This is a genomic window from Melghirimyces algeriensis (genome assembly GCF_900182565.1).
Classification (GTDB): Bacteria; Bacillota; Bacilli; order Thermoactinomycetales; family DSM-45169; genus Melghirimyces; species Melghirimyces algeriensis.
Window position 1 is genome coordinate 327363 of record NZ_FXTI01000002.1, and the last position, 17284, is coordinate 344646.

The following is a 17284-nucleotide window of genomic DNA, read 5'->3' on the forward strand; positions in this document are numbered from 1 at the left end:
ATGCCAATTGGCATCCCTTCCCTTTATGACAGTGGGATTCCATTTCGTTTACACAGCTGTGTACTCTCCTCGTTTAAACCGATCAGAATCACCCGCTTGTCAGCTGATTGGTATTTTTCCAGCACATGGGAGATTGCATTCAGACCGGATTGATCCCAAACATGGGAAGCACTCATATCCACTTCAATGCATTCTCCATCATCCCACACCTGAAATGCCTTTATAAAATGTGTGGTGGAACCGAAGAAAAGGGGTCCATAAACCCGATACCGAATAACGCCCCCCGATGATTCGCGAGATACCTGGATCTTGGCCGTTTTCCATCCATAACGAAGCGCTGAAGCCATCACACCTGCCAGTACGCCTTTCGCCAAATCATGCGTAGCCACTACAATTCCCACCGTTAAAACCATAATCAAGGCATCCCCTCGCGGAACCCGGTGCAATTCCCGCAAGGACTGCCAGTCAAACGTCCCGATGGAAACCATGATCATCACTCCCACCAAAGCAGCCATCGGAATTTGCTTGACAATATCACCAAGAACAAGGATGAGAAACAGCAAGGCAACACCAGAAACCAATGTGGAAAGACGTCCTTTACCACCTGACTTGACATTGATCACCGATTGTCCGATCATGGCACATCCCGCCATTCCTCCAAACATGCCCGCTGTGATATTGGCAATTCCCTGCCCTTTCATCTCCCGGTTTTTATCACTGGTGGTTTCCGTCATATCATCCACAATTGTAGCCGTCAACAATGACTCCAAAATACCCACCAACGCCAATGTGAAGGAATAGGGAAAAACAATCATCAATGTTTCCCATGTCAGAGGGATTTGTGGAAGATGAAACACGGGAAGGGAACGAGTAATTTCCCCCATATCTCCAACGGTTTTCATCTCCAATCCAACCGTCACAGAAAGCACAGTCATCACAATAATTGCGGCCAACGCAGAGGGTATTGCTTTGGACAGCCGGGGAAGAAGATAAATAATAGCCAGTGTCCCTGCAACCATCGCATACATCAACCACGATTCCCCGACGAAATGGGGAAGCTGGGCCATAAAGATCAGAATGGCCAATGCATTGACAAAACCGATCACAACCGAATGCGGAATAAAAGTCATAAACCGATCCAACCGCAGCATAGCCATAACAATTTGCAACATCCCTGTCAAAATGGTAGCGGCCAACAAATACTGCAAGCCATGCTCTTTGACAAGGGTTACCATCAATAAAGCCATCGCTCCGGTCGCTGCCGAAATCATACCCGGCCGCCCTCCGGTAAAAGAAATTACCACTGCGATGCAAAATGAGGCATAAAGCCCCACCATTGGATCAACACCTGCAATGATGGAAAAAGCAATCGCTTCCGGAATGAGTGCCAAAGCTACTGTCAAACCTGCAAGAATCTCTTTTCGCGGTTGTGAGAACCAACTGTTTAACATGGATTTCTGCTTCATCGATCTCCTCTTTTCGTTTGGTTTCGCCATCGACGGTTGATGGCGGGCTCCGTAGACATAGACTAAAATTATAGCACATCCCAGGCGTTTTGTACGCCTTAAAATGAAAGAAAAGCAAAGATATAAAAAAGAAAAAGGCCTCCTGATGGAAGCCTTGAGAATCATATCTGTCTGTTCATTTTCTTACCCTTTGGTTACATTCTCCTTTCCGCTTTCCAACCGTTCCACCAATTGCGGTTTCATCACTTTTCCGGTACTGTTCTTGGGGAGATCATCCATTAAGACCACCTCGAATAACTTGTGTTTTGCCAGCTTGGAATGAGTATACCGAAGGATCTCCTGTTCCGTTAAATCCACCCCATCTTCCGCTACGACACAAGCACAGGGAGTCTCACCCCACAAAGGATCTTTTTTTCCAACAACAGCGACTTCCCAGACCCCTTCCATTTTCTGAATGACGGATTCCACTTCAGCTGGATACACTTTATCCCCGCTTAGATGAATGACATCCTTGTAACGATCCACCACATATAGCAAACCATCCTCATCCACCCACCCGGCATCCCCTGTATGGTACCATCCATTCTTGAGCACCTTGTGGGTTTCCTCCTCATTTTTCCAATAACCAACGAATACCTGCGGTCCTCGAATGATCACTTCTCCCACCTTTCCTGTCGGCAACTCCTCCCCGCTATCCGGATCAACCACCTTAAACTCCGCATACAATGCATTGCCCACGGTTGAATATTTTGTTTTTCCCATCGGATTCCGCTGGGTAACAGTCCCTGTGCACTCTGTCGCTCCATACATCACCCTTACAGGATAACCCAAAGCTTCATACTGTTTCATTAATTCCGCTTCTACAGCCGTCCCCCCGATACTAATTTCTCGGAGTGTTTCCACTTGCCGCTCACTCTCCATCAAAGCGGGCAACATCAGTTTCAGCATCGCTGGAACAGCACCCATTTGATGAACCCGTTCCTTTTCTGCCAAATCCCAGATATGACTGGGATGAAAGTGAGATATTAACACCAGCGTAAAACCCATCAAAATGGAACTGCTCATGCACGTAACCCCACTAATGTGAAATAGAGGGACGGCCAAAAGATACCGATCATCGGAATGAACACTCGAAACAAATGTATTCATCCCTGAGAAAAATACATTGGAATGGGTGGAGATGACCCCTTTGGGTCTTCCCGTGGTGCCAGATGTATATGTAAGACAGTAAGGGTCCTCCGGTTCAACCTTTACATTGGGTTCCTCTGTGGTATACGTATCCATAATCAAACGATAATCGGGATGCAGTTCATCTTGAAAGCTGACTTGAATGATCTGTTGCAAACAGGTATCTTCTAACTTTTTTACCTTATCAGAAAATTTATCGTCATAAAAAAGCATTTTCGGTTCACACTTGCCGATGATCCATTCCAATTCCGCTGACTGTAACCGATAGTTTAGGGGAACCGCGATCGCACCGATTTTTACTGTCGCCATAAAGATCGTCACAAACGGATGGTCATTTAAACAGAGAATCGCTACCCGGTCCCCCTTTTGAATCCCTCGTTCCATTAAAAAATGAGCGATCTGATTTACCCTTTCATTCAGTTCACGAAACGTATACCGTTCCTGCACCGTAACCACTGCTTCCGCGTCGGGATTCATCATCGCTTGATTTTTTAACGCCAATCCAATTGTAACAGACATATAGATAGATACCCCTTTCATATTAGGTTTTTATCCTTTGCAATTATATCAAATTATTTATATTAATAAAACTACTTGTTACCTTTTTACATTTAGATCGAAACATATACAAAAACCCCGTTCCAACAAGTGTTGGAACGGGGTTTGATCGATTTTGGCAGAGTCATCGTTTTGATTCCAGTTCAATCAAAAGATCTCCTGTCTCAATGGGATCTCCGGCTTTGACAAGAACCGTTTTTACTTTTCCCTGAAATGGAGCCTGTACGGTCGTTTCCATCTTCATCGCTTCTGTCACGATAAGATGTTCCCCTTTCTTCACCTCGTCACCCGGTTCCACCATCACCTTGAGTACATTGCCGGGCATGGAAGCTCCAATCTGTCCGGGGATGGAGGAATCGGCTTTGCGCCGGCTTTCCGCTGTAACCTCAGCAGAGAGATCCTGAACGACAACCTCCCTGGGTTGACCGTTCAGTTCAAAATAAACGGTCCGTTTCCCGTCAGATCCCAATGCCCCAACCGACATTAATTTTACGATCAGGGTTTTTCCCTTTTCAATCTCAACGGCCACTTCTTCTCCCAGTCGAAGACCATAGAAGAAGGTAGGAGTATCCACCACGGATATGCGCCCGTATTGTTGGGTAATCTTCTCCTTATCCAAAAAGACTTTCGGATACATGATATAGGACATGACATCCTCGTCAGAAACCGGGCGACCCACCTTTTCCTCCAATTCCTTTGCCACCTCATCAAAATCAACTGGCGGAAGCAATTCCCCAGGACGACAGGTGAAGGGCTCTCGACCTTTTAGGATAACCCGTTGCAACTTCTCAGGAAAACCGCCTGGAGGCTGACCCAGATAACCCTGGAAGAACTGAATGACGGATTCCGGGAAATCCAGCTGTTCCCCCCGCTCATAGATATCGGCTTCGGTCAGGTTGTTTCGTACCATGAAAAGAGCCATATCCCCAACCACTTTGGAAGAAGGCGTCACCTTTACAATGTCTCCAAACATCCGGTTCACGGTTTGATACGCCTCTTTCACTTGATCCCAACCGGCTTCAAGCCCCACACCCTTCGCCTGTTGATGGAGGTTGGTATATTGACCTCCCGGCATTTCATGAAGGTAAACATCTGCAGTGGAGGACTTGATATCACTTTCAAACCCTTGATAATAACGGCGTGTGTCTTCCCAGTAATCTGCGATTTTCTGCAAAGCGTTCAGATCGAGCCCGGTTTCCCGTTCCATCCCCTCCAAACTGGCCACCAATCCGTTTAAGCTCGGTTGGGAAGTCAGCCCTGACATCGAGCTGATGGCAGCATCAACGATATCGACGCCCGCTTCATATGCTTTCACCAATGTTGCCATCTGGTTGCCGCTGGTATCGTGTGTGTGAAGATGGATAGGCAAACCGACTTCCTGCTTGAGGGCACGAACCAACTCATAAGCGGCATACGGCTTTAACAGTCCTGCCATATCCTTGATCGCCAGGATGTGGGCGCCCATTTTCTCCAATTCCTTGGCCAATTCGATATAGTATTTGAGTGTATATTTATCCTGTTTTGGACTCAGAATGTCCCCGGTGTAGCAAATCGTCGCTTCTGCCACTTTGCCTGACTCACGGACGGCATCAATTGCCACCGCCATATTCGGGGTCCAGTTCAGGCTGTCAAAGATCCGAAAGACATCGATCCCCGCTTCGGAAGACATCCGAACAAATTTTTTAATGACATTATCCGGATAATTGGTATACCCAACTGCATTGGCCCCGCGCAGAAGCATTTGAAATAGAATGTTGGGAATCCGTTCACGCAATTGATGCAGCCGTTCCCAGGGGTCCTCACTCAAAAAGCGCATGCTGGTATCAAATGTAGCCCCACCCCACATTTCCAGGGAAAAGAGATCGGATGCCAATTTGCCGGTTGCTTCGGAAATCTGCAACAGGTCATGGGTGCGTACCCGTGTGGCAAACAATGACTGATGTGCATCCCGAAATGTTGTGTCTGTCACAAGAAGCCTCTTCTGCTCTTGAATCCATTTAGCGAGTTCATCCGGACCCAGCTTGTCCAATATCTGTTTGGTGCCATCAGGATAAGGTTGTTTCACGGAGGTGACAGGAATCCGTGGAGTGGAAAAAGACGGTTTTTTCCCCTTCGGCAACCCTGGGTGACCGTTGACCACCGTCTGGGCAATATAATTGAGCAGTTTCGTCCCGCGATCCCGTTTCTTGGGATATTCAAACAGACTGGGTCGGTGATCGATGAAAGAGGTATCATACTTCCCGCTCAAAAAATCCGGGTGCTGAACCACATTTTCCAGGAAGGGAATATTCGTTTTTACACCCCGGATGCGAAACTCCCGCAATGTACGAAGCATCTTTTGCGCCGCCTGACCAAAGTTGACCGCCCAGGAAGATACCTTCACCAAGAGAGAATCATAATGAGGTGTGATGTACGCTCCCCGATAGGCATTGCCCACATCCAGTCGAATGCCGAATCCACCGCCGGAACGATAGGCCAGCATACGTCCGGTATCCGGGAAGAAATTCTGGGCGGGGTCCTCAGTGGTTACCCTGCATTGAATCGCATAACCATTCGTTACAATTTCCTCTTGGGGGGGAACACCCACTTCAGGGTCTGAAAGTGAGTAGCCTTCGGCAATACGGATCTGGGCCTGGACAATATCAATTCCGGTAATCATCTCTGTAATGGTATGCTCTACCTGAACGCGAGGATTTACCTCAATGAAGTAAAATTGATTGTCTGGTGTCACCAGAAATTCCACTGTTCCCGCATTGACATAGCCAGATGTCTTCATCAATTGCAATGCCGATTCACAAATCCTGTGCCGCAATTCGTCAGACAAGGAAACGCTGGGCGCAACCTCCACCACTTTCTGGTGACGACGCTGAATGGAGCAATCCCGTTCAAAAAGATGAACCACTTCTCCCTGGTTATCGGCCAAAATTTGCACTTCAATATGCTTTGGGTTTTCCAGGAATTTCTCGATATAAACCTCTGGATTCCCAAAAGCTGATTTCGCTTCGGAACGGGCTCGATTTAATGCTTCCTCTAATTCCTCCTGACTGCGGACAATGCGCATTCCCCGTCCGCCACCGCCGGAAGCGGCTTTGATGATGATGGGATATCCGTGCTCTTTTCCAAACAGGATCGCCTCCTGCAATGATTGGATCGGCTCAGGAGTGCCGGGGATGACTGGAATCCCTGCCTTGATCGCCATTGCCCGTGCATCCACCTTATCACCAAAGGTTTGAATATGTTCCGCAGACGGGCCAATAAAGACAATATCCTCTTCCTGGCATCGCCGCGCCATTTCCGCATTTTCCGACAAAAAGCCGTAACCGGGATGGATGGCGTCCACATCGTGTCGCTTGGCAAGCTCAATGATACCTTCAATATCCAAATAAGCTTCTATCGGACCTTTTCCCTCACCAATTAAGTAGGCTTCATCCGCCTTAAATCGATGTAATGCGGTATTGTCCTGTTCTGAATAGACTGCAACGGTCCGGATTCCCAGCTCGGTGCAAGCCCGAAAAATTCGAATCGCAATTTCTCCTCGGTTGGCAACCAATACTTTATTAAATCCACCCATAATTTTCTGATAATCTCCCTTCTAATCCTGTATCAACGATTCTCTCTATCATCCTTTGCAAGTAGACGTTTCCCATCCCCATGAGCATACTGAAATTAAAATTGCCGTTCCATTTTTCCATCCGTTCAGAAGAAATATCCCCAAAAGCGAATGTCCATGTCTACCTGATTGTACATTAACGTACAAAAGAAAAAAGATTTCGTCAAGAACGAAATCATGGGAACCGGATCGGATTTCTTTGTTTAACTTCGCCTAAATCCCTCAGCCGGGCAATCGGCAGGAAATCGTCCTCACCTTCTATTATAAACCGGATCGGCCCAATCCAACCCCAAAAACTCACACACACTGCTCCCAGTCTCTCTTTAAAATGGAATCATCAAATTTTACAAAAATCGCATTCCATTCATCCACTGTCCCCCATCCATCGTGATACAGTCTCCATTAATATACTCTGCTTCAGGAGACAGAAGAAAAGCAGCGGTTCCGGCGATCTCTTCCCACTTTCCAAACCGACGCAGAGGAACACTCTTCAAGACCATTTTGTGCATTTCTTCATTCAGAATCAGTTTATCCACCCCACCTGTATTTTCCACCGGTCCTGGCGCAATGCAATTGACACGAATTCCATATCGACTTCCCCATTCCACAGCCAGAGACTTACTCATCGCCAATACGCCAGCTTTGGCAGACGCAGAATGGACCACTCCACCGGCTCCGGTCCAGGCATAGGCAGCAACGATATTCACAATGGACCCTTTCTTTCCGTTCTGAATCCACTCTTTCCCCACAGCTTGAGTACAGTACCACGTTCCATTTAATACAATATCAATGACAGAATTCCATCCATTGTGGGAAAGATTCTCCGCCTGAACCACAAAATTTCCGGCTGCATTATTCACCAAGGCATCAATCTCTCCAAAGGCCTTCTTCGCCTTCTCTACTGTCTCCGCCACTTGCTCCGGTTTTCGGACATCCATCTGAACCGGGAGGACTCCTCCTTCATATTCACTCAGATCTGCCTTGGTCTGCTCCAGCTTCTCCGGGTCCCGACCTGTGACAACCACATTGGCTCCATCCCGGCAAAAGCGCGTGGCCATCGCTTTCCCCATGCCACTTGTTCCCCCGGTGATCAATATTGTTTTCCCCTTCATGCTTTTCCACTCTCCTTGTATGGTTAGGCAATACATCAATTTCCAAAAAAATTTCTCTTTTCCATATTCCCCACCACGTTTTTTACAGTTCTGAAAGGTGAGTGAATACTAATTCAATGCTAACCAAAGTCCCCTCTTCCGTCAACCGATGATTTTGAAAAATAGAAATACATTATATATTGGAATGGATTACTGATGCCAAAAAAAGAGGAAAATCTCCATCCAAAGCGAATAGTATGATGGATAGATCCCAGCCCTGGAAGGAGTCGATGAGATTTGTTCATTAAAAATTGCCTGACACCAACAGAAGAAATCATTACAGTCACTCCGGAAACTGCGGTCAAGGAACTGATTCATACATTGGAAGCAAACAACCTAGAATCTATTCCTGTAGTCAATGAAAAAGGATACTTTCTAGGGATTACTGGGTACAATTATGTGATGAAAGCAAGTATCAAACAGGGTAAAGAGATCAAGGATTTAACGGTGAAGGATACCCTTCATCTCATCTCTCCCCTAACCATTAACAATGATTTTGAAGAGACACTTCCTCTTATTGTTCGTTATCCCTTTGTTCCCGTCGTCCATGAAGATGGGTTTACTTTTTTGGGAATTGTTAAAATCAGTGATATAGAGTCTGCTTTAGCTGATACATACGGGCACGAACTCCCCGGCATCCGTTTCCTTCTCGCAGTTGTCCTCGATGCTCCTCATGAACTGGAAAGCATTGTGGATACAGTCCGCGACCTTGACGTCAACATCATCAGTGTTGTCACCTTTGATGCCGGCAACGCCGCCGCTCGCCGTATCCTTCTGAAAGTGAGCCCCACTCCCCACATTGAAATCATCCGTAACCGTTTGGAGGAAAAAGGATTCCGCGTACTTAGTTTAAAAGAGAAAAAGTAGCATACGCTTACAACAAAGGGGTGCCGGGATCGATCCCAGCACCCCTTTGTTGTCATATTTTTCTATGTTTGAACCAAGGCTTTTGTCAGGGTATAATACGGATAAAGACGTTCAATGACGGGAGGTCCTTTACAGAATACAGGACTCCAAGCCGTAGGCTCTCACATAAAATGTCATACAATGGTAACTTCTGATTTACGAATTGTCTGCCAAAACAAAATAAACATTTGCAGGATTGCTTTCGACGGATGGCCTTTTTTTCCGGATATGATCGGACGAGCCTTTCCTCTACTCCGACATTTCCCAGACGTTAGAAAGCTCCCCTAATCCACCGGAGAAAGAGGTAAAGTTCCTATGAACAAAAAGATGTTTAAACAAATGGTGGGCCTTGTGCTGGGGTGGTTTTTCATCCTATTGGGTATTATCGGTATGCTTCTCCCTTTTCTCCACGGGATTCTCTTTTTTCTCGCGGGAATGTTGATTTTATCTAAAACGTCACCCTGGGCAAAAAATCTTCTTGTGAAGATGGAAAACCGCTTTCCGGTTATAACCAAACAACTGGATAAGCTGAGAAAACACCCCAAACTGAAACGCATCCTTCCTTAATAACATTAAAAAAACGTTGCACTTTCATGCAACGTTTTTTTATGGAGCGGATGACGGGAATCGAACCCGCGTTACCAGCTTGGGAAGCTGGTGTTCTACCATTGAACTACATCCGCATATTCAGAAGCAATAAATATTTTATCGCAATTATGTGATCTTGACAAGTCCGTTTTTTGCGATTCATGACCGCTCATCTTGTTGGATGGATCAGAAAACAGATAGAATAGGACTGATTACAAAATGCCCGTATGGACGGAAAGGTGAAATCGGTGATGGTGAAAAAACAGATTGTGCTTGGAACGGCAGGCCACATCGACCACGGAAAAACCATGTTAACCCAGGCACTGACGGGCGTGAATACAGACCGTTTAAAAGAGGAAAAGGAACGAAACATTTCAATTGAACCCGGATATGCATCCCTGATCCTTCCTTCCGGGTGCAACGTTTCCATTGTGGATGTTCCCGGCCATGAACGCTTCATCAGACAAATGGTCTCCGGAGTGGCCGGTATTGATTTTGTCCTGTTGATTGTCGCTGCTGATGACGGGGTAATGCCCCAAACGCGGGAACATCTATCCATATTGCAATTTTTAGGAATAGAAAACGGGATGATTGTTCTCAGCAAGATCGATCGGGCCGACCCAGAGCTGTTGCCGATTATTGAAGATGAGCTAAAGCAAACCGTAAAGGGTACCTTTTTGGAAAACACCCCTGTGTTAAAGACATCCTCCATAACAGGGGAAGGCATCACCGAAGTCATTCAGATGCTGGACCAACAACTTCGCTATGTAAAAGAACGGGAAAACAAAGCCCCCTTTCGTCTCCCTATTGACCGAGCCTTTACAGTAAAAGGGGCCGGAACGGTAGTGACAGGAACCGTTCAGTCCGGCTCTGTGACTGCTGGAGACGAATTGGAGATCCTACCGGGAGGACACCGGGCAAAGATCAGGCAAGCTCAAGTTCATGGAAAAGCGGTATCTTCTGTTTATGCCGGCCAACGGGCAGCGCTTAACCTGACAGGTGTGAAGCATCAGGACCTTTTCAGAGGACAAACCATCATCCAGCCAGGGACCTGGAGTTCTGTCAACCGAATAGATATTCGAGCTGTCTCCCTGCCCGATTTAGGCTTTTCCATCCGACATCGAAGCAGACTCAAGCTTCTGATAGGGACAGCTGAAGTTTTCGCAGATTTGATTCTTTATGATCGAAAAGAGTGGAATCCTGGAGAAGAAATCTATGCCACGCTTATTTTGCTTAGGCCGGTAATCGCCCTGCGGGGAGATCGTTTTATCCTGCGCCGTCCAACGCCCGCTACAACGATTGGAGGCGGGGAAGTGGTTGATTCCCAGGCCCCTCGCAGGAAAATCCATCCGATGGCTGCAAAAGATATACAGATTTCCTTTTCTGCCAAACTGCCGGATCGCATTCTAAATGCGCTAAACCAGACCTCTTGCCTGAATGTGACAACACTTGCCCGTCAACTTGGCGAAAATAGCGAGCAGATTTACCAATCATTGAAACCCCTTGAAAAAGAAGGGGAGATCATTTCCATCGGATCTGCCTATATATCCTTTGATATCTTGTCAAAGATTGAGAAAGATATAACGGACTGGCTGATCAGCTTTCATCGCAATCATCCCATGCATGAAGGAATTCCCAAAGCGGAATGGATCGCCCGTTTTCTTTCCACTTTCAGCACCCAAGAAATCAACCAACTATTACAGTTATGGGAACGACGAAATCTTCTCCGGCAAAACGGTGACACAATTGCCTTGGCTTCATTCACCCCTGCGATCCCCAATCAATGGAAGCAACCAACGGAAAAATTGCTCAACCGCCTCCGCAGGGAAGATTTGACTCCGACGGAGTGGTCCCGACTTCTCTTGGAAACAGGGATTCCTGAATCCATCGGTGCAGATATCCTCGGCTATCTTATACGCAGAGAGACCCTTTATCCTCTTACCGATGATCTTTTTCTCCACAGAGAATCCTTTGTTGCGGCCGTTACAAAAGTAAAGGATTGGATCGAGCATAAAGGTGCTCTTACCATGCAACACGCGAAAAATCTTTTTGGACTGTCCCGAAAGTATCTCGTTCCTCTCTTGGAACGGATGGATCAAGAAGAAATTACAAAACGGCAAGGTAACCAACGCATATTGATAAAAGAAAAAAAGGCTCCTGAATGAAGGAGCCCTTTTACATTTGCTAAAAACCGGCAATCGGAGCGATAAAGGCTGTCAAAATGACGGAAACCACACCCAATCCAACAGCCCACCAACCGAGCACACTCCCCCGACGGCCACTTATAATACCCAGTACAATGCCGGCTGAGCCTAACAGAAATGGTACGAAGAAAAACGATAACACCGACAATATGATGCTGATCGTTCCAAGGCCATTCCCTTGATTCTGAGTTTCCTCCAAATCTTCGCCACGTTCTCCTTCACGGTTTACTGTATCTGGAGCGGGAGCCATTTCAGTGGCTGCTTCCACATCATCCGGTTGACCAGGAATATCCTCAGCTTGTCGCAAGCGGTCATCACGGTGTTTTCTTTGGAGCTCTTCACCGCCATCCGGCTCATTCAATCCTGCACCTGGAACATTGACTGCACCCACCAAACCAGGGTCTTCCGATGCCAACTCCCGATCAAATTCCACTTCATCCGCAGCAAAACGAGGTGTCTCCTCATCTCCACCAAACGTTACCTCGTCCGCTGCAAATTCCTCGGAAGCCAAGTCTTGGCCAAATTCCACTTCATCCGCAGAACGACCGATTCGGGTTACTTTTTCCGGCTGATGATTTCGGCGCTTCCTCTTTTTACTCATATCCATCCCCCCTTCATCGGGCTTACATATAGTATGTACGTAAGGCGGACAGGTATTTTGGCAGTTTATAGGGGGAGCATACGTCCTCCGGTCTAATTCGCACCATGATGCTTGTTTGGAAAAATCATGGCGTGCTAAGATAAAAAAGGTTATTTATTCGTGGGAGGAGTCGGGGTTTTCATGATCTCAGAGTGGATCGATGTGATGGTGGAATGGTTTATGGAGTACGGAGTTTGGGGACTGATTGTCGTCTCCTTTACAGAATCCTCTTTTTTCCCTATAATCCCAGAGGCTCTGTTGATTCCCCTGGGTGTCGCCCAGCCGGAAATGGCTTGGTGGTATGCATTGATCACCACTGTTTCTTCAGTGGCTGGGGCACTTTTGGGATGGTGGATCGGTCGAAAATTGGGCCGTCCCATCATGCTTCGTTTTTTTAAAGAGGAAACCGTTAAAAAAGTGGAAGGATATTTTGAACAATATGGTGGGTTTTCCCTTGCCATCGCAGGATTTACGCCTATTCCCTACAAGGTCTTTACAATTGCTTCAGGAATGTGCCGAATTCGAATCCGTGAAGTCATCTTATGGTCCTTTTTGGGCAGAGGAGCCCGCTTTTTTCTTGAAGGCGCCATCATCGCATTTTTAGGCAAACAAGCCGGAGAATTTATCGATCAATACTTGGGATTAATTACCGCTTCAGTGGCAGGGGCCATTCTTGTTATCGTACTGATCTGGCAATTGATAAAAAGAAAAAAAGTTCAACACTAAAATAAAACACCCGACCCATTCGGGTGTAAGGTTAATGACAAAGTGGGGGAGAGGGGATTTCCGTCTCCGCATCTCTTTCCTCCAGCAAAGAAGTGGAATCAGTCCGCTTCACCCCCTTCGGTCCCAACCAGCGGACAAAAGGGAAAAGCAGCTTGTCCGCTAAACGGTTGGGACCTCCAGGGGTTCCGCTGGGTTGTCGGAAAAGGATGCTCCACCGGATATCCCCTTCTTATTTATCTTTGTCAGCAGTCTCACACCCGATCCATTCGGGTGTTTTGTTTATCAGAGCCCCTATTGCCGAATTTGCACAAAACGGTAATCATTCGGACCGACAATATGTCGGATGACATTTTTCACTTCCGGGTGTTGCAGGATGATATTATTGTAATAATAAAGAGGGAACAGAGGCATTTCTTCCAAAAGGCGTTCTTCTGCCTGGTGAAGCAGTTTTATCCGTTTGTTCTCATCGGTCTCCAGGCGTGCCTGTTTTAAGAGCTTATCATATTCCGAATCGCTCCATCCGGTTCGGTTCATGGAATGACCTGTCTGAAAACTCTCCAAATAATTGTAGGGGTCATTATAGTCTGGCAAAAAACTGGACCAGGATACCATGTAATTTCCGCTCTTTTGATCTGCAAAGTATACCTTTGTTTCTTTCGCCTGCAACTTTACTTTTGCACCCAGATGCTTTCGCCACATTTCCTGGATGGCTTCCGCCACTTTTTTGTTTTTTTCATCCTTGCTAAACAGGATTGTTATGGGAGGCAGCTTTTCCCATTCCTCTTCCTCCATGCCTTCTTTCAATAACTGTTTCGCCCGATCATATTGACGATCACGGATATAGTTCTTTCCGCTCTTGCGAAAATCACCGATCGGAGAAGTTGTCCCCGGTGCAACATACGCATAAGCCGGCTCTTGTTTCCCTTGCACCACTTCTTTGACAATCATTTGACGATCCACAGCCAAGGCGAATGCCTGCCGTATTTTTTTATTGGTAAATGGCTTTTCTTTCACATTAAACCGATAAAACCCCAGACCAGAACCCTTTGTTACCTTGGCTTCTCCCCGTTGAATCAATTGTCCCTGAAGTTGAGGAGGGGCTTCACCCAAGTGCAGTTCTTTCTGTTTAAACATCTGATAGGCCGTCGTATCATCAGTAATCATGGACCACTTAATCCCTGCCAATTTCACTTCATCCGCTTTTCGATACTGTTTATTCTTTTTCGCCTCAATAAAAGCATCATGCTTCCATTTTGTGATTTTAAAAGGTCCATTACTTACAATACCAGCTGCTTCAGCAAAGGGATTCTCAGCCGCTTCCACGCCCTTTTTGTAAACCGGAGCAAACGGAGTATAAGCGATCAATTGTTGAAAGAAAGAAGTCGGCTGTTCCAATTGCACCACCAATGTCCGGTCCCCCTGCGCCTTTACCCCCACTTGATCTGCATCTGCATCCCCTGCGTTATACTTTTCCGCATTTTTAATGAAAAACATCAGGAAAGAGGCACTCGATGCGGTATCTGGATTCATCACCCGTTTCCAGGCATATTCAAAGTCATGAGCGGTTACGGGCTCACCGTTGGACCACTTGGCGTCTTTTCTTAATGTAATTGTATAGGTAAGTCCGTCTTTTGACTGATCGATTTTTTCCGCTACCGCCAATTGTGGCCGACTGTTTTCGTCCAGTCGGGTTAGCCCCTCAAAAAGGTTGTTTACCACCTCCATGGAATCACCATCAAACGCTTTGGCAGGGTCAATCGATGTCGGTTCCCCGCTGATATTCAACTTCAACACCTGATTGTTGTTCTCTGAGCCTGCATCGGAATCTCCCCCACCACATCCAGCAATAAATAAACTGAAGATGAGAAAAAAAACCACCATACCCATCCGGTAAACCCTCATCCCTATCATCCTCCCAGGCCTATATTACAAAATATTTCTTAATTTTTTCTCTATTCTTGCGTGTCATTCCTTCCTTTTATGTAATAAAATCTTAGGTGAATGGAGGGATGATAAGTAATGAATTTCCGTTATGCCAGAGAGCCATTTGTCAACCTTTGGCTTGACCCTGAACAGGTTCGGGAGATTGATCAGCCGTCCTTGGTTCACCCCATCAATGCGAAAGAGTGGCTTTCCATGACTCCATCCGAACGGAGAGGATTGGTGGGAAGATTGGAATCCCAAATTTTGTATGGAGAGCCGGTTCAGGTTCTTGAGGAGAAAAACGGTTGGTGTCACGTTTGTGTTCCCGACCAATTGAGTCCAAAGCATTCCCTGGGATATCCCGGCTGGGTTCCTTCCTGTCAGCTCACTTTTGATATCCAATATCATCACAATTGGAAACAAAACACTCTCGTCCAGGTCATAGCCAACCGTTCCATTCTAACCATGGATTCTGGAAGAAAGCTGACGATAAGCTTTATGACCAAGCTTCCGATCATGGATGACTGTGAACAAGAAGTGGTTGTCTTGTCCCCGGATGGACAGACCGGGCGACTGCCAAAAAGCGATATCACATTTGTCCGGAGGCAAAAAGCTTCTCCTGAATATCGCATCCGGATGGCAAAGAAATTTTTGGGACTCTCTTATCTTTGGGGTGGAACTTCTTCTTTCGGTTTTGATTGTTCCGGAATGATGTACCGCATCTTTGAAGCAGGAGAAATTCAAATTCCACGGGATGCATCTGTCCAGGCTCAATATGGAAAGCCAGTCGAAAGAGAGAAGCTGACTCCTGGGGATCTGGTATTTTTCGCCTATGATGAGGGGAAGGGATCGATTCACCATGTAGGTATGTACATCGGGGAACACTCTTTTATCCACTCTCCCCAAACTGGCCAACCGGTTCGAATCAATTTGCTCTCTGATGAACCCTATCACAGCGAATTTTGCAAAGGCACACGCTATGATGATGAGTAGACTGTTGATGCAACCAGCTTTATAAATTGGTCTTGCAGTTGTTCGCCGTTTTTCTCATTCAACAAGCCATTGATCAATAGAGAAAACGCATAAGCCGGTTCTCCATTGAACAAAAAATAACCGGACAAACTTTTTACCCCAGTCAATGAACCGGTCTTTGCTACCACTTTCACTTTTTCCGGCAGTTCCATTTTTCGATCTTTCAATGTTCCGCTGTGACCATAGCAAGCCAGGCTGTTGATCCAGACCGAAAACCAGGGATGTTCCTGACAGGCCCAGATCAAAGCTTCCAGAAGAGCGTTCGGAGTGGATAAATTATACATTGACAAACCCGATCCATCCACAAAAGCATCCGGAGGCCGAACGCTCTCTTCCTCCCATCCCTGTCTCAACCGTTGAATCCCTTCATGCAGAGACAGGTTATTCTGATCATTCAGACTTAATGAACGAAGCAGAATTTCCGCCACCAGGTTATCACTGTCCTGATTTACCCAAGGCAAGATGCTTTTTAAAGGAGCAGACTTCCAAAGCATGATTTGATCCACTTGATCTGGAAATGACCCCGGTATTACCTGAATATTTTCAGAGACGTTTATTCCGCATTCTCTCATCACATTTAAAAAAACCTCTGCAAAGAAATTGGGACCAGAAGCCACTGCAACCTGAACCATTGGATCTCCGCGAAAAACCTCCCCCTCCAAACGATATTGCCCAGAGCCTGATCGTTGAAAGATATTTGGTTCAGCATCCTTGTCGTCACTCCAATGCAGATTTACTTTTGCCCATGCTTGACACAGTCGCGGAGAAATACGCTGTATTTGAGGCTGATCCAATGAAGGGTTTAAATGGAAAGTAATCCGGTTTCGTTCCATGATCAACGCATGAACCGGAGCACAATACCCTTGAGACAAATCATCCCACATCCAACCGGTTCCCCAGGGAGCATCCTGATGCCGTTTGTCATCCAATATTACCGGCCCTTGAAGTTTATTCACTCCCTGCTTTTTGAAGGATTGAGCCACCTGAAATGCCGCAGCTTCATCAAATGACGGATCTCCTCCGCCCTGAATGTACAACGTTCCCCCTTGAATCCCAAATTTGGTGATCCAGCGATATTCTGGTCCCAATTTATTCAAAGCCATCAAGGTTGTCCAGATTTTATTGTTGGAAGCCGGGACAAAACGTTTATGCCCATCCAGTTCCCATCGACGATCACTTTGTAAACAAACGAGAGCGCATCCCACACGTGCGCCCTCTTCTCCGGAATGATTGGACCAATGTTTAAGCATTGGCTTGAACAAATCATCCAGCTCTCCCATCCACTATACCTC

Annotated in this window: 12 protein-coding genes and 1 tRNA gene; 5 read left to right on the top strand and 8 right to left on the bottom strand. The window is 46.5% G+C overall.

All coding sequences use genetic code 11. From position 1 onward, the window contains the following. Positions 1 to 23: 23 nt before the first annotated feature. From FN782_RS04740 to fadH, 4 genes are all read right to left on the bottom strand, one after another. Positions 24 to 1466: a SulP family inorganic anion transporter gene (locus FN782_RS04740; protein WP_246064842.1), complete on the bottom strand. Its 1443-nt coding sequence runs from the start codon at positions 1464 to 1466 to the stop codon at positions 24 to 26. 183 nt (positions 1467 to 1649) lie between these two features. Continuing rightward, positions 1650 to 3173: a class I adenylate-forming enzyme family protein gene (locus FN782_RS04745; protein WP_185956037.1), complete on the bottom strand. Its 1524-nt coding sequence runs from the start codon at positions 3171 to 3173 to the stop codon at positions 1650 to 1652. Between the two features lie 163 nt (positions 3174 to 3336). Continuing rightward, the gene (gene pyc / locus FN782_RS04750; protein ID WP_142504619.1) at positions 3337 to 6783 is read right to left on the bottom strand and encodes a pyruvate carboxylase; all 3447 of its coding nucleotides are present in this window, start codon (positions 6781 to 6783) and stop codon (positions 3337 to 3339) included. Between the two features lie 383 nt (positions 6784 to 7166). After that, on the bottom strand, positions 7167 to 7934 hold the full coding sequence (gene fadH, locus FN782_RS04755) for a 2,4-dienoyl-CoA reductase (protein WP_142504620.1): 768 nt from the start codon (positions 7932 to 7934) through the stop codon (positions 7167 to 7169). 276 nt (positions 7935 to 8210) lie between these two features. On the opposite strand from fadH, the gene FN782_RS04760 reads away from it, so the two are divergent. Then, complete coding sequence (locus FN782_RS04760) at positions 8211 to 8840, top strand: CBS domain-containing protein (protein ID WP_142504621.1); 630 nt, start codon at positions 8211 to 8213, stop codon at positions 8838 to 8840. A gap of 354 nt (positions 8841 to 9194) precedes the next feature. Further along, the gene (locus FN782_RS04765; RefSeq protein ID WP_142504622.1) at positions 9195 to 9446 is read left to right on the top strand and encodes a PGPGW domain-containing protein; all 252 of its coding nucleotides are present in this window, start codon (positions 9195 to 9197) and stop codon (positions 9444 to 9446) included. 42 nt (positions 9447 to 9488) lie between these two features. Here FN782_RS04765 and FN782_RS04770 read toward each other — a convergent pair. Continuing rightward, positions 9489 to 9562: transfer RNA gene (locus tag FN782_RS04770), tRNA-Gly, on the bottom strand. A gap of 156 nt (positions 9563 to 9718) precedes the next feature. On the opposite strand from FN782_RS04770, the gene selB reads away from it, so the two are divergent. Then, positions 9719 to 11632, top strand: coding sequence for a selenocysteine-specific translation elongation factor (gene selB, locus FN782_RS04775; protein ID WP_185956038.1), 1914 nt, complete (start codon positions 9719 to 9721; stop codon positions 11630 to 11632). 19 nt (positions 11633 to 11651) lie between these two features. On the opposite strand, the gene FN782_RS04780 is transcribed toward selB, so the two are convergent. Then, positions 11652 to 12272: a DUF4190 domain-containing protein gene (locus FN782_RS04780; protein ID WP_142504624.1), complete on the bottom strand. Its 621-nt coding sequence runs from the start codon at positions 12270 to 12272 to the stop codon at positions 11652 to 11654. A 180-nt stretch (positions 12273 to 12452) separates the two neighbouring features. Here FN782_RS04780 and FN782_RS04785 point away from each other — a divergent pair, with 180 nt between their 5' ends. Continuing rightward, the gene (locus FN782_RS04785; RefSeq protein ID WP_342778355.1) at positions 12453 to 13037 is read left to right on the top strand and encodes a YqaA family protein; all 585 of its coding nucleotides are present in this window, start codon (positions 12453 to 12455) and stop codon (positions 13035 to 13037) included. Between the two features lie 291 nt (positions 13038 to 13328). Here the strand turns inward: FN782_RS04785 and FN782_RS04790 are convergent, their stop codons facing one another. Continuing rightward, positions 13329 to 14939, bottom strand: coding sequence for a peptide ABC transporter substrate-binding protein (locus tag FN782_RS04790; RefSeq protein ID WP_185956039.1), 1611 nt, complete (start codon positions 14937 to 14939; stop codon positions 13329 to 13331). Positions 14940 to 15056: 117 nt separating this feature from the next. Here FN782_RS04790 and FN782_RS04795 point away from each other — a divergent pair, with 117 nt between their 5' ends. Beyond that, positions 15057 to 15953, top strand: a complete 897-nt coding sequence (locus FN782_RS04795; RefSeq protein ID WP_142504626.1) for a C40 family peptidase — start codon at positions 15057 to 15059, stop codon at positions 15951 to 15953. On the opposite strand, the gene dacB is transcribed toward FN782_RS04795, so the two are convergent. Continuing rightward, positions 15938 to 17272, bottom strand: coding sequence for a D-alanyl-D-alanine carboxypeptidase/D-alanyl-D-alanine endopeptidase (gene dacB / locus FN782_RS04800; protein ID WP_142504627.1), 1335 nt, complete (start codon positions 17270 to 17272; stop codon positions 15938 to 15940). The genes FN782_RS04795 and dacB overlap by 16 nt on opposite strands. Positions 17273 to 17284 lie beyond the last annotated feature (12 nt).

Excerpts from the sequence above, each read along its gene's own strand:
- FN782_RS04740 (WP_246064842.1), bottom strand. The coding sequence starts at position 1,466 with ATGAAGCAGAAATCCATGTTAAACAGTTGGTTCTCACAACCGCGAAAA.
- pyc (WP_142504619.1), bottom strand. The coding sequence starts at position 6,783 with ATGGGTGGATTTAATAAAGTATTGGTTGCCAACCGAGGAGAAATTGCG.
- dacB (WP_142504627.1), bottom strand. The coding sequence starts at position 17,272 with ATGGGAGAGCTGGATGATTTGTTCAAGCCAATGCTTAAACATTGGTCC.
- FN782_RS04795 (WP_142504626.1), top strand. The coding sequence starts at position 15,057 with ATGAATTTCCGTTATGCCAGAGAGCCATTTGTCAACCTTTGGCTTGAC.
- selB (WP_185956038.1), top strand. The coding sequence starts at position 9,719 with ATGGTGAAAAAACAGATTGTGCTTGGAACGGCAGGCCACATCGACCAC.
- FN782_RS04765 (WP_142504622.1), top strand. The coding sequence starts at position 9,195 with ATGAACAAAAAGATGTTTAAACAAATGGTGGGCCTTGTGCTGGGGTGG.
- FN782_RS04745 (WP_185956037.1), bottom strand. The coding sequence starts at position 3,173 with ATGTCTGTTACAATTGGATTGGCGTTAAAAAATCAAGCGATGATGAAT.
- FN782_RS04790 (WP_185956039.1), bottom strand. The coding sequence starts at position 14,939 with ATGAGGGTTTACCGGATGGGTATGGTGGTTTTTTTTCTCATCTTCAGT.
- fadH (WP_142504620.1), bottom strand. The coding sequence starts at position 7,934 with ATGAAGGGGAAAACAATATTGATCACCGGGGGAACAAGTGGCATGGGG.
- FN782_RS04780 (WP_142504624.1), bottom strand. The coding sequence starts at position 12,272 with ATGAGTAAAAAGAGGAAGCGCCGAAATCATCAGCCGGAAAAAGTAACC.
- FN782_RS04785 (WP_342778355.1), top strand. The coding sequence starts at position 12,453 with ATGATCTCAGAGTGGATCGATGTGATGGTGGAATGGTTTATGGAGTAC.